General features: G+C 31.4%; 10 protein-coding genes and 1 tRNA gene. 9 read left to right on the forward strand and 2 right to left on the reverse strand.

From position 1 onward, the window contains the following. Positions 1-7 precede the first annotated feature (7 nt). The 5 genes from EC396_RS14750 (at position 8) to EC396_RS14770 (ending at position 6,038) form a co-directional block, all read left to right on the forward strand. Entirely contained in the window at positions 8-1,834 is a 1,827-nt protein-coding gene (locus EC396_RS14750) for an AMP-binding protein (protein WP_129367464.1), read from the forward strand. A 71-nt stretch (positions 1,835-1,905) separates the two neighbouring features. Beyond that, complete coding sequence (locus EC396_RS14755) at positions 1,906-2,667, forward strand: exodeoxyribonuclease III (RefSeq protein ID WP_129367466.1); 762 nt, start codon at positions 1,906-1,908, stop codon at positions 2,665-2,667. A 24-nt stretch (positions 2,668-2,691) separates the two neighbouring features. Beyond that, positions 2,692-3,642, forward strand: a complete 951-nt coding sequence (locus EC396_RS14760; protein WP_129367468.1) for an OmpA family protein — start codon at positions 2,692-2,694, stop codon at positions 3,640-3,642. A 5-nt stretch (positions 3,643-3,647) separates the two neighbouring features. Then, entirely contained in the window at positions 3,648-4,973 is a 1,326-nt protein-coding gene (locus EC396_RS14765) for a lytic transglycosylase domain-containing protein (protein WP_129367470.1), read from the forward strand. 90 nt (positions 4,974-5,063) lie between these two features. Then, positions 5,064-6,038: a DUF4837 family protein gene (locus tag EC396_RS14770; RefSeq protein ID WP_129367472.1), complete on the forward strand. Its 975-nt coding sequence runs from the start codon at positions 5,064-5,066 to the stop codon at positions 6,036-6,038. 67 nt (positions 6,039-6,105) lie between these two features. Here the strand turns inward: EC396_RS14770 and EC396_RS14775 are convergent, their stop codons facing one another. Then, positions 6,106-7,629 carry a phosphoethanolamine transferase gene (locus EC396_RS14775; RefSeq protein ID WP_129367474.1) on the reverse strand — a complete coding sequence of 508 codons (1,524 nt, stop codon included), beginning with the start codon at positions 7,627-7,629 and terminating at the stop codon, positions 6,106-6,108. A 156-nt stretch (positions 7,630-7,785) separates the two neighbouring features. After that, positions 7,786-9,465, reverse strand: a complete 1,680-nt coding sequence (locus tag EC396_RS14780; RefSeq protein WP_129367590.1) for a glutamine--tRNA ligase/YqeY domain fusion protein — start codon at positions 9,463-9,465, stop codon at positions 7,786-7,788. 503 nt (positions 9,466-9,968) lie between these two features. Here EC396_RS14780 and folB point away from each other — a divergent pair. The 4 genes from folB (at position 9,969) to EC396_RS14800 (ending at position 13,190) form a co-directional block, all read left to right on the forward strand. Continuing rightward, a complete protein-coding gene (gene folB, locus EC396_RS14785) occupies positions 9,969-10,325 on the forward strand; it encodes a dihydroneopterin aldolase (protein WP_129367476.1) in 357 nt (118 codons plus the stop codon). Between the two features lie 136 nt (positions 10,326-10,461). Next, positions 10,462-10,532 (forward strand) — tRNA-Cys (locus EC396_RS14790). A gap of 150 nt (positions 10,533-10,682) precedes the next feature. Beyond that, a complete protein-coding gene (locus EC396_RS14795) occupies positions 10,683-11,543 on the forward strand; it encodes an MBL fold metallo-hydrolase (protein ID WP_129367478.1) in 861 nt (286 codons plus the stop codon). A gap of 6 nt (positions 11,544-11,549) precedes the next feature. Next, positions 11,550-13,190 (forward strand): S8 family peptidase, encoded by a 1,641-nt coding sequence (locus EC396_RS14800; RefSeq protein WP_129367480.1) that lies wholly within the window; start codon positions 11,550-11,552, stop codon positions 13,188-13,190. Positions 13,191-13,193: the final 3 nt, after the last annotated feature.

The raw sequence follows: 13,193 nt of genomic DNA on the forward strand, positions 1-13,193 counted from the left end.
TGTAAAAATGAACTTGAATCCATTTTGGAAACCATCAAAAGAAATTATTGAACAAAGCAACATTTTTAAAATGATGCAAGTTCATGATATTGAAAATTATGGTAATTTTTGGAAATGGTCTGTTCATAACAAAGCACAATTTTGGTCAGAAACCATAGCGTGTTTAGGTATTCCTTTTCAGCAAAAATACACCAATATTTTAGCTGTTTCAAATGGGGTTGAAAATGCCGAATGGCTTAAAAATGCCAAATTAAATATTGTTGATGCCTGTTTTCAAAATGAAGACAATGCTGTTGTGCTTGTATTTCAGGAAGCAAAAAAATCTTTACAACAAGTAACACAAAAACAACTGCTTACATTGGTCAATCAAATTGCAAATGGTTTGGTTGAAATTGGTTTAAAAAAAGGCGATTATATTGCTATTGATTTACCAATGACTTTAGAAGCTGTTGCTATTTATTTAGCCGGAATAAAAGCAGGAATGCCCATAGTTACCATTGCAGATAGTTTTACACCCAATGAAATTGAGGTGCGATTAAAAATTACAAAACCTACTGTAATTTTTACACAAGATTTTTTGCAAAGAGCAGACAAAGAGTTGCCTTTGTATGAAAAAGTTAAATCTGCAAACGCACCAAAAGCTGTAGTTTTAAAAACTTCAGCAACAAAAATCGATTTGCGAAATAACGATATTTATTGGGATGCTTTTTTAAGTCCAAATACAGTATTTGAAACGGTAATTCAACAGCCAGATGATGTAATTACTGTTTTATTTTCATCGGGTACAACTGGCGAACCAAAAGCCATTCCGTGGACACATACTACGCCAATAAAATGTGCAAGTGATGGATTTTATCATCAGGATATTCATAAAAACGATGTGGTTTGTTGGCCAACAAATTTAGGTTGGATGATGGGACCTTGGCTGGTTTTTGCATCACTAATAAACAAAGCAACAGTTGCCTTGTATTATGGTGTTCCTATGGGAAGCGATTTTGGAGCATTTATTCAAAATGCAAAAGTTACAATGTTGGGTGTAATTCCAAGCTTTGTAAATCATTGGAAAAGTTCCAAATGTATGGAACAGTTTAACTGGGATGCTATTAAATGTTTTAGCTCTACAGGTGAAGTTTCAAACCCTGCCGAAATGGAATATTTAATGCAATTGGCAAACAACAAACCTGTTATAGAATATTGTGGAGGTACTGAAATTGGAGGTGGTTATGTAACAAGTACGGTAGTTCAGCCAAATATTGCCAGCACATTTTCTACGCAAGCATTGGGCGGCGAATTTGTGTTGTTAGATGATAACAATCAAATAAATGCTAAAGGTGAAGTGTTTATTATTCCGCCAATTATCGGCTTGTCTAACCGTTTGATAAACCGAAATCATTTTGAAGTTTATTATAAAAATACACCAACTTTTGAGGGTCAATTATTGAGAAGGCATGGCGATGCATTAGTACAATTAGAAAACGGCTATTACAAAGCACAAGGAAGGGTAGATGACACCATGAATTTGGGCGGAATTAAAATTAGTTCGGTTCAAATTGAAGCTGTTATAAATCAATTAGATTTTGTAAAAGAATCGGCTGCAATTGCAGTAGAACCTGTAAATGGAGGTCCAAGTTTATTGGTGGTTTTTTACGTTGAAAATCCTTCGGAATTAACTTCTGAAGAAAAATTATTTCAAACAAAAAAAAGCATCAGCAAACAATTAAATCCGCTTTTTAAAGTTACTGAATTAGTGAAAATTGATGTTTTGCCCAGAACTGCTTCAAACAAAGTAATGAGAAGAAAGTTGAGAGAGAAATATATAAATAGTAGGCAGTAGTAGTCACAGTTAGAAGAAATTTAAAAAATACCTGTTATATGGTACCAAATACTTGATACTAAAATAAAAAAATGAAAATAATATCATACAATGTAAACGGCATAAGAGCCGCTATTAATAAAGGATTTATAGATTGGCTAAAAGCCGCAAACCCTGATGTAATTTGTATACAAGAAACAAAAGCACATAAAGATCAATTAGATTTAACTTTGTTTGAAGAGGCTGGTTATCCATATCATTACTGGTTTTCGGCACAAAAAAAAGGTTATAGCAGTGTTGCTATATTGAGCAAAACCAAACCAAATCATGTAGCGTATGGTACAGGAATTGAAAGTATGGATTTTGAAGGTCGAAATTTACGTGTAGATTTTGATGACTTTTCGGTAATGAGTTTATATTTGCCATCGGGAACAAATGATGATAGACTTGATTTTAAGCTGAATTTTATGGCTGAGTTTCAAGAGTATGTAAATCGGTTAAAACAAGAAATTCCCAATTTAATTATTTGTGGAGATTACAATATTTGTCATACCGAAATTGACATTCACAATCCTAAGCAAAATCAAAATACTTCAGGTTTTTTACCAGTTGAACGCAAATGGTTGGGCGAATTTATAGACAGTGGTTTTGTAGATTCATTTCGTCATTTAAACAAAGAGCCACACCATTACAGTTGGTGGAGTTACAGAGCAAATGCCAGAAACAATAACAAAGGTTGGCGCATAGATTACCATATGGTAAGTGAACCTCTAAAAGATAAAATTAAAAGGGCATATATTTTACCTGAAGCAAAACACTCAGATCATTGCCCAATAGTAGTTGAAATTAGTTAATAATAAAATATAAATATTATCAGTATGTTAAAAAAAGTAGCCATTTTGGTCGTTATTGCATTTACATTAAATGCCTGTGTTTCTAAAAAAGTATATGAAGATTTAGAAACAAAATACAATAATTTAAGATCTGCAAATTCAGAATTAATTCAAGAAAAAGACAATTTATTGGCTGTTAAAAAATCGTTGGAAAATGATTTGCTGAAATTAAATAAAGAATACAACGATCTTTTGGCTCAAAAAGCTGTTTTAGAAAGTGAATTGGCAGCACTTCAAAATAAATACAACAATTTAGATGAATCTTTTGAGGTATTAACAACTCAAAGTTCAAAAAAATTGGCAGAGCAATCTAAAAAGAACCAAGAATTATTAGCTCAATTAGAAGAAAAAGAACGCATTTTAGCTGCTGAAAGTTTGCGTTTAGAAAATCTTCAAAAAGAATTAAGTAAACGTTCAGCACAAATTGCAGAGTTGCAAAATTTAATCAATGCAAAAGAAGCTCAAATGCAACAATTAAAAGATGCAATCTCTAAAGCCTTGCTTAATTTTGAAGGAAAAGGTTTAACTGTTGAACAAAAAAACGGTAAAATTTATGTTTCAATGGAAAATAAATTATTGTTTAGTTCAGGAAGTTGGGCAGTAGGTACCGAAGGTAAAAAAGCCGTTGAACAATTGGCTAGTGTATTGTCTCAAAACAAAGACATCAATGTTTTAATTGAAGGGCATACAGACAATGTTCCTTACACAGGTGCAACAATTATTGATAACTGGGATTTGTCTGTAAAACGTGCAACAGCTATTGTTAGAATTTTAGAAAATAAAGGTGTTAACCAAACACAAATTACGGCTGCCGGAAGAAGTGAATACGTGCCAGTAAGTACCAATGCAACTGCTGAAGGAAAAGCAAAAAACAGAAGGATTGAAATTATTTTAGCGCCAAATTTAGACGAAATTTCAAAACTTTTAAACGAATAACATTTATGAAGTATTTAGTAAGCATTACATTTTTATTATTTTTTACGGTTGGATTTTCGCAAGTCAAAACCGATTCTTTGGAAGTTAAAAAAACAAATGATACGTTAAAGTTGTTAGTAATGAACGATTCAGTTTTATACAAAAAAATTGATTCTATTAAGTATGTAACACATCAGGAAGTAAGCATATTAGACAGTTTATGGATTAATGAATTGGTAATTTCTCCATTAAATGATACCATCCGATATTCACTTAAAGACGATGAAATCTATGAAGCAGAATTAGAAGAATTACCTACAGCTCTTTTAAAAGAACGTTTTGCAGAAATTGATGCAATTTCACCTTTTAATGTAGAGTACAATCCGCAATTAGAACAGTTAATTAAATCGTATCTTTTAAATAGGAAGGCTATTTTTTCGGTAATGATGGAGAGAGCGCGTTTTTATTTTCCAATGTTTGAAGAACATTTGGCTAAATACAATATTCCTTTAGAATTAAAATATTTAGCAGTAATAGAATCGGCCTTAAAACCTACCGCACTTTCGCGTGTTGGAGCTGCAGGATTATGGCAGTTTATGTATCAAACCGGAAAAATATATGGTTTGGATGTTAGCTCTTATGTTGATGAGCGTTCAGATCCAATAAGAGCTACAGAAGCAGCTTGTAAATATCTATCGACTTTGCATGGTATTTATAACGACTGGGATATGGCTTTGGCAGCATACAATTCTGGTCCTGGAAATGTTAATAAAGCCATTAGACGCGCTGGCGGAAGTACCAATTATTGGAAAATTAGACCTTATTTGCCACGAGAAACAGCAAGCTATGTGCCTATTTTTTATGCAACAATGTATATTTTTAAATATTCAAATGAGCATAATATTGTTGCCCGTGAAAATGCTATTTCAAAATTTGAAACAGATACCATTCATTTAAAAAGACAAATTACATTTAAACAAATTAACGATATTTTAGGCGTAGATAAAGAGGTTATTACATTTTTAAATCCGCAATATAAATTAGAAATTATTCCTAAAATTAAAGATAAAAACTACATTTTAACTTTACCAAGAAAGGATATAGGTACATTTGTAAGTAATGAAGATCTTATTTATGCATACCTTGACGCTGAAGAGGCAAAACGCGTAAAAGAGTTGCCAAAATATGTTGAGGTAAATGATCGTATAACCTATAAAGTAAAAAGTGGCGATTATTTGGGTAAAATTGCATCCAGATACAATGTGTCTGTAAATAGTATTAAAAAATGGAATGGAATGAGTAGTACCAATTTAAAAATTGGTCAACGACTTGTAATTTACCCAAGAATTTAATCAGTATTTTTATAAAAAATTGTGGTTATTGGAACGCTATTTGATATGTAAACTAATTACAGTTTAATTGAAAATTTTTAATTTATAATTATGAAAAAAATTGGAGTCTTTGTACTTATTGTTTCAATATTAATTTCTTGTAATTCGGGAGATCAAAAAAAAACACTAAAGCAAGCAAATGGTAGAATAAATAGTGTTTTAATAGTAATGCAAAATAGCGATTGGCAAGGTAAAATTGGAGATGAACTTCGTAATATTATTGCTGAACCTGTTTTAGGATTGCCACAACCTGAAGCTCAATTTGAAGTTTCACAAGTGCCTGTAGAAAATTTTGGAAGTATGTTTAGAGCTACACGCAATGTTTTAATAGTTACAAAGGGCGATGAAAACTCATTTTCTGAAACTTCAGATGTGTATGCTGAACCTCAAAAGATAATTACAATTACAGGAAAAACCAATGAAGATTTAATTGCTGAAATTCAACAATATTCACAAAAAATTATTTCAACATTTAAAGGTGCAGATATCGTATCTGTTCAAAAAAATATTTTAAAAAATTATTGGGATCCAACAAATATAAAAACTTTTAAAAATAAAGGCTACAGTTTAAAAATTCCTCAAAAATATAAAAAAGTTGAAGATAATGGTGATTTTGTGTGGTACAGATATCATTTAAACGGTGGCAATAGTATGGAGTTGTTTTCTTATACCATTCCAATCACTTCTGAAGATGATATCAATGGAAATAACATAGTTAAAAACCGTGATTCAATTGGTAAAAAATACATACCAGGCCAAATTGAAGATTCTTATATGATTACTGAAGAAGCTTATACACCACATGTTTTTGAAGTTGAATTGGCTGGAAAAAAAGCTTTTGAAACACGTGGAAAATGGGAAGTAAAAGGTGTTTATATGGCTGGTCCTTTTTTAAGTTATTCGGTAATTGATAAAGCCAATAATAGAGTTGTAGTTGTTGAAGGACTTACTTTTGCGCCAGGAATTAATAAGCGTGATTATATGTTTGAATTAGAGTCGATTATGAAGACTTTGAAATTTGATTAAATTCACTTTAACAAATAAAAATTCTCCATTTCTAATTCTTTAGAAGTATGAGTCTTTGTATTGAAGATTAATTTTTAACAATCTCAAATATACTTTGAGATTTTTCATAATTAAAATTTTGAATTTCAATTAAATCTAAAATAGAATGAAAAAAGAAATCAGTTGTGATTTGCTTTGAAGCATTGAGTTGTAAATTTTTGATTTTTTCAGGGTAAGTTTGTTTGAAACTATCAGAATACCAAATAAACATTGCAGGATTTGTACTAGCATCATCTCCTTGAGCATGTAGCCATTTCCCGTTTTCACCTAAAATTTCACCGTGGTCAGATAGGTATATTAAAATGGTCTTAGATTTTGATTTTTTTATTTTATGAATGACATTATTTAAAAAATTATCTAAGTAAAGTATGGTGTTATCATAAGAATTAATTATTTGTTCATTAGATAATGCAGGAATATGTTTGGAGTCTATCACGGGTGTATATTTTCTGTATTTTTTAGAATATCTAGCTTCATACCACCAATGGCTTCCAATCATATGAAGTGTTATGAAATTTTTTGTTCCATTTTTAATTTTAGATTCTAGAAAAGGTAACATTTCTTCATCTAATTTTTTCTGAAAACTAAAAACATCATGAAATTGATCGATAAATTCGATATTGTCATTTTCGTCTATAAAAAAGGAATAACTTTTTTCTGGAGTTTGATTCCCAATCCAAGAAGTTGTAAAGTTCACCTTGTTTAAAATTGAATAAATCGAAAAGAGATTACTAGAATTTTGTTCTTTATATATTGATTTATTTGATAGTATTTGAGGAACACTAATACCTGTATAAGTTAAAGGTGTATAAACATTAGGGAAACTAATTAGGTTATTTATTTTTTTAAGTTGAGGTGTTGTATTTCTAGAATAGCCATTAATTCCTAAATTTTTAGCTCTAACAGATTCACCTAAAACAAATACAATATTAATATCATTCTCTTTGTTTACAATGTTTGTGTTTACTTTTTTATAATGAACAATGGGTTTGTTAAAATATTCTATAAAACCATAGGTTAAATTGTAAGGCATTCTCCATTTTAAATTACCTATTCCATGTTTATTCAATCCGTAAAATGTTGCTATCGCAATTAAAGCTAAAATTAACAGGGGTGATTTTAATTGATCAACCCTAAGGTTTCTATATAGTTTTAAAATATATATAATTATTAATAAAGCAATCAAACTATAAATAATAAATGGAGTGGTAATTAAATCTAGAGCAATATCTAACTTACTCTCAATAACTGGTTGTACAATTGAATAGCTGATACTTATATCTTGTACATAAACCCAATAAGAAAACAATGCATATATAAAAAAGAGGACGGGGAAAGTCAGATAAAATAGATATTTATTGATACTTAAAAGATATAAAAAGCCGTAAACCGTAAATTGTAAAATTATAAAATGTATAAAATAAATTGAATAATCAGATATATAATTTAAAGGTAGATGGTAATATGATGAAAATGTAATAAAAACACCAACTAATGAATTAACTATTAAATGAAAATAAATTTGAGATTTATATTTATTTAATTTTTTCATTTAGCATTTGTAGGTTTGTTAAATAATCTTTTCATGGCGAGTAATTTTTTTAATATAGGGCTACAAATTGAAATCAAAAAAAATACAGACATCTTCTTTAATAACTGAGAGAAAATGTCTGTAAATTCTATATCGTTTCTTCTAAATTTGATAATACTATTCCCCCATTTTAGCCCAGCTATCGCGCAAAGGAACGGTTCTGTTAAAAACCAATTTATCTGGTGTAGCATCTGTATCAACACAAAAATATCCCAAACGTTGAAACTGAAAACGATCTAAAACCTTGGCTGTTTTTAAGCTTGGTTCTACAAAAGCGTCAACAATAGTTAATGAATCTGGATTGATAAATTCTTTAAAATCTTTGTCTTTTTGTCCGTCTGGAGCTTCATCAGTAAATAAACGATCATACACCCTAACCTCTGCTTTTTCAGCATGTTTTACAGATACCCAATGCAAAGTTCCCTTTACTTTACGTTTACTTGCCTCGGTTCCGCTTCCACTTAAAGAGTCATCATCATAAGTACAATAAATCTCTGTAACCTCTCCATTTTCATCTTTTAAACAGCTTTCAGCTTTAATAATGTAGGCATTTTTTAAACGCACTTCACTGCCTAATTTTAGTCTAAAAAACTTTTTATTGGCTTCTTCTCTAAAATCTTCTTGTTCAATATAAATTTCACGACTAAAAGGTACTTCTCTATAACCTGCATTTTCATCTTCCTGATTGTTTTCAGCAGTTAACCACTCTTCTTTGCCTTCGGGATAATTGGTAATAATTAATTTTACAGGATTCATTACAGCCATTACTCTTGGGGCTGTTTTATTTAAATCGTCTTTAATGCAATGTTCTAATAAAGCAACATCAGTAACATTATCTCGTTTAGAAATTCCGGCAGTTTCGCTAAAAGTTTTGATTGAAGCTGGTGTATAACCTCTTCTTCTTAAACCCGAAATTGTAGGCATTCTAGGGTCGTCCCAGCCATTTACAAAGCCTTCTTCAACCAATTGTAGCAATTTACGCTTGCTCATTACCGTATAACTTAAATTTCTACGGGCAAACTCACGTTGTTTTGGTCTCAATTTATCACTTTCAACTACTTGGTCTAAATACCAATCGTATAAATCTCTATGACTCTTAAATTCTAAGGTGCAAATAGAGTGCGAAATTTGTTCTAAATAATCACTTTCACCGTGTGTCCAGTCGTACATTGGGTAAATACACCAATCGTTTCCGGTTCTATGATGACGCTTTTTTAGAATTCTATACATAATTGGGTCGCGCATATGCATATTGGTATGTTTCATATCAATTTTTGCACGCAACACATGTGATCCCTCTTCAAACTCGCCATTTTTCATTTTCATAAACAAAGCCAAGTTCTCTTCAACCGATCTATTTCTGTTCGGACTATCAGTTCCAGGCTCGGTAGGAGTCCCTTTTTGCTGAGCCATTTCGGCAGACGACTGGTTGTCTACATACGCTTTTCCTTCTTTAATTAATTCAATTGTCCAGTCAAATAACTGCTGAAAATAGTCTGAAGAATACAATTCTTTATCCCATTTAAACCCCAACCAATCAATATCATGCTTAATAGCATCAACATATTCTTGCTCTTCTTTTGTTGGGTTTGTATCGTCAAAACGCAAATTTACGGGTGCATTGTAACGCAATCCCAAACCAAAATTTAAACAAATAGAAGCAGCGTGGCCAATGTGTAAATACCCATTAGGTTCAGGCGGAAATCTAAAACGTAGTTTTTCCTTAGGCAATCCATTTGCCAAATCCTCTTCAATAATTTGCTCAATAAAATTCAGCGATTTCTTTTCTTCAATCATCATAATAAAACTAATAGAGCGCAAAAATATTGAAATTTTTCGGCAATTCAACAACAATACTATTTAATTGATGTGACAGAAGGTTTAAAGTTGCAAGGTTCAAAGTCGCAAAGGGGTAAAGAGTAAAACTACATAATTGAGTTAGCTCAGGGAACTCTGTGTAAAACTTTGTAAACTCCGTGGTTAGGTTAGTATTCAAACTTTCATATTTTGGGCGTTCCCTAACGGTCGGGCTTTCGTTACTCGCTTTTTTTAGTTGCAAAAAAGCAATAAAAAAAGAGCTCAAACATGCCACTCAATCCCTAACGCAGTTTTAATGAAAAAGGAATAATTAACAATGAATAATTTTTTAATAAAAATTTCAGTGAACTAAAAGATTAAGTTGTTTAACAAAATTTAAAACTTTCACATTTTCAACTTTAAAACTTTTAACTAGATATCAGCTACTAAAAAACCAACAAAAAACACGTAATTTGCAAATCAATATTTAGATCTCAAAAAAAATGGGAATTATCAAAGTAAAAAATATTCGTGTTTACGCTTATCACGGCTGTTTGGTCGAAGAAGGTAAAATAGGTTCAGATTATCGTGTAGATCTTACAGTAAAAGCCAATTTAGCAAAATCTGCTAAAACCGATAACCTTGCCGATACCGTAGATTACGTGCATTTAAATAAAATTGTAAAGCAAGAAATGGCCATTCGTTCTAAATTGTTAGAAGAGGTTGCCAAGCGCATTTTAGATCGTATTTTAATTGAAATTCCAATGGTAAAAAAAGCAACTATCGAAGTTTCAAAATTAAACCCACCAATTGGTGGTAATGTTGCCATGGTAACTATTGAAATGAGTAAGAGTAGGTAAGTCTTAAGTTTTAAGTCGAAAGTCAAAAGTCTTAAGTCTTAAGTCTAAGTCAAAGTCAAAGTCAAAGTCAAAATAAAAAAAATCACAAAAAAGTTGCCAGCAAATTAAAAATACCTAAATTTGCACTCCAATTAATGGCGTCGTGGCCGAGTGGCTAGGCTGGGCTCTGCAAAAGCTCCTACAGCGGTTCGAATCCGCTCGATGCCTCAAAAAAAACCTAAGCAACTGCTTAGGTTTTTTTGTTTTATTTAACATATAGGTACACAATATTAATTGTATATTTGAAAATTATAAATTTTAACATAAAATACTGTTAAAAGTTATTTTTACAGTGTTTTTTAACATAAAAAATTGATTATGACAATTTACCCAATTGAAACTGGAAACTTTAAATTGGATGGGGGCGCAATGTTTGGAGTAGTTCCTAAAACTATTTGGCAAAAAACCAACCCTGCAGATGCTAATAATTTAATTGATATGAGTATGCGTAGCATGCTTATTGAAGATGGAAACAGACTTATTTTAATTGATACTGGTACAGGTAACAAACAATCCGATAAATTTTTTGGCTATTATTACTTTTTTGGAGATTTTTCATTAGATAGCTCTTTGGCAAAATATGGCTTCCACAGAGATGATATTACGGATGTTTTTTTAACACATCTGCATTTTGATCATTGTGGTGGCGCAATTCAGTGGAATAAAGACAGAACAGGTTACGAACCTGCATTTAAAAATGCAAAGTTTTGGAGTAATAAAAATCACTGGCAATGGGCTGTAGAGCCAAATGTTAGAGAAAAAGCATCTTTCTTAAAAGAAAACATCAATCCAATGGAAAGTAGCGGACAATTAAATTTTGTTGATATTCCTTCAACAGATTTTCTTAAAAATTCTGCTTTGGGATTTGATATTTTATTTGCCGATGGTCATACCGAAAAACAAATGATACCACATTTACAATATCAAGATAAAACCCTTGTTTTTATGGCAGATTTATTGCCAACAGTGGGTCATATTCCATTGCCTTACGTTGTTGGATACGACACAAGACCGTTGTTGACAATTGATGAAAAAGAGAAATTTTTAAACCTTGCTGCAGACAATAACTATTACTTGTTTTTAGAGCACGATGCTACTAACGAGATTTGTACTGTTAAGCACACTGAAAAAGGAGTACGATTAGATCAAACTTATAAATTTAACGAATTATTTAATTAATAAAAGATGAAAATTATTAAATCAATTTCTGTTGTAGCCCTTTCAGCTATGGCACTAACGAGTTGTAGTTCTCTAAAGAATATGGCGGTTCCAACTATGGATACTTCTGTTAATGCTACAGCAAAACAAACACCTATAGATGAGGTAGCTTTTAACCATTGGGCACATGCCGATTTAGTAACAGACTCTATACCTGGTATGAGTTTAGATAAAGCTTATAAATTTGTTGAAGGAAAACCAAGTACTACTGTTATTGTTGGGGTAGTTGATTCTGGAATTGATATTGAGCACGAAGATTTAAAAGATGTTCTTTGGGTAAATACCAAAGAAATTCCTGGAAACAATATTGACGATGATAAAAATGGTTATGTTGACGATATTTATGGTTGGAACTTTTTAGGTGGTGAAGGTATTGCTGCTCCTGAACAATTAGAAATTACACGTTTGTATGCTAAATACAAAGCTAAGTTTGAAGGTAAAACAATTGAAGATGTGCCTGCAGACCAAAAAGCTGAATTTGAAAAATATCAAACTTATTCAGATGCTTATAAGGCTTCTTCTGGTAAATATTTTCAAACTATGGAGCGTTTAACTGAAATTGCCACTGTTTTTGACGATGTAATTAAACACTTAGGAACAGATAAATTTACACTTGAAGATCTACAAGCTATTGAAACTACTGATGTTAAATTACAAGAAGAAGTAAAAGCTGTTGTTGGTTTGTACGGAAGAGGTGCAACTTATGAAGAGTTTAAAAAATATTACGATTCTCAAGCTAAAAACAAAAATTACGATCTTGATTTTAATAGCAGACTTATAGTTGGTGATAATCCTGAAGATATTAAAGATGTTGTTTATGGTAATGCATTTGTAATTGGTTCTGTTGAAGAAGAATCTCACGGAACACACGTAGCTGGAATAATTTTAGCAAACCGCACCAATAATATTGGTATGAAAGGGGTGGCTAACAATGCAAAATTAATGTCGGTAAGAGCTGTGCCAGATGGTGATGAGCGTGATAAAGATGTTGCTTTAGCAATTAGATACGCTGTAGACAATGGTGCCAAAGTAATTAATATGAGTTTTGGTAAAAGCTGGTCTCCAAATCCTGAATGGGTTTTTGAAGCTTTTAAATATGCTGAAAAAAATGATGTTTTACTTGTTCATGCTGCAGGTAACGATGCAAAAGATATTGATGTAAAAGACAACTGGCCAAATGATGCTGCTGATAAAATCAACGAAATGGTAGATAATGTTATCACTGTAGGAGCAATGAGTTCTAACTACGATGAGAATTTACCTGCTACGTTCTCAAATTACGGTCAAAAAAATGTAGATATTTTTGCGCCTGGAGTTCAAATTTATTCAACAATACCAAATAACGAATATGCAAGATATAACGGTACATCAATGGCATCTCCTGAAGTTGCTGGTGTAGCTACACTAATTCGTTCTTATTATCCACAATTATCTGCAAGTCAAGTTAAACACATTATCATGAATTCTGGAACTCCAATAGAAATGGATGTGTTGATTCCTGGTAAAGATGGTGAAAAAGCAAAATTATCTACTTTGTCTGTAACAGGAAAAGTTTTAAATGCTTACAATGCTTTGGTTTTAGCCGATAAAATGGTAAACAAAAAATAACAT

It is taken from the genome of Lutibacter sp. HS1-25, assembly GCF_004121075.1.
In the GTDB taxonomy this organism is placed as follows: Bacteria; Bacteroidota; Bacteroidia; order Flavobacteriales; family Flavobacteriaceae; genus Lutibacter.

Bases quoted from the DNA above. Each gene is read 5' to 3' on its own strand.
- EC396_RS14780 (WP_129367590.1), bottom strand. From the start codon at position 9,465: ATGATTGAAGAAAAGAAATCGCTGAATTTTATTGAGCAAATTATTGAA.
- folB (WP_129367476.1), top strand. From the start codon at position 9,969: ATGGGAATTATCAAAGTAAAAAATATTCGTGTTTACGCTTATCACGGC.
- EC396_RS14775 (WP_129367474.1), bottom strand. From the start codon at position 7,629: ATGAAAAAATTAAATAAATATAAATCTCAAATTTATTTTCATTTAATA.
- EC396_RS14800 (WP_129367480.1), top strand. From the start codon at position 11,550: ATGAAAATTATTAAATCAATTTCTGTTGTAGCCCTTTCAGCTATGGCA.
- EC396_RS14765 (WP_129367470.1), top strand. From the start codon at position 3,648: ATGAAGTATTTAGTAAGCATTACATTTTTATTATTTTTTACGGTTGGA.
- EC396_RS14795 (WP_129367478.1), top strand. From the start codon at position 10,683: ATGACAATTTACCCAATTGAAACTGGAAACTTTAAATTGGATGGGGGC.
- EC396_RS14755 (WP_129367466.1), top strand. From the start codon at position 1,906: ATGAAAATAATATCATACAATGTAAACGGCATAAGAGCCGCTATTAAT.
- EC396_RS14760 (WP_129367468.1), top strand. From the start codon at position 2,692: ATGTTAAAAAAAGTAGCCATTTTGGTCGTTATTGCATTTACATTAAAT.
- EC396_RS14770 (WP_129367472.1), top strand. From the start codon at position 5,064: ATGAAAAAAATTGGAGTCTTTGTACTTATTGTTTCAATATTAATTTCT.
- EC396_RS14750 (WP_129367464.1), top strand. From the start codon at position 8: ATGAACTTGAATCCATTTTGGAAACCATCAAAAGAAATTATTGAACAA.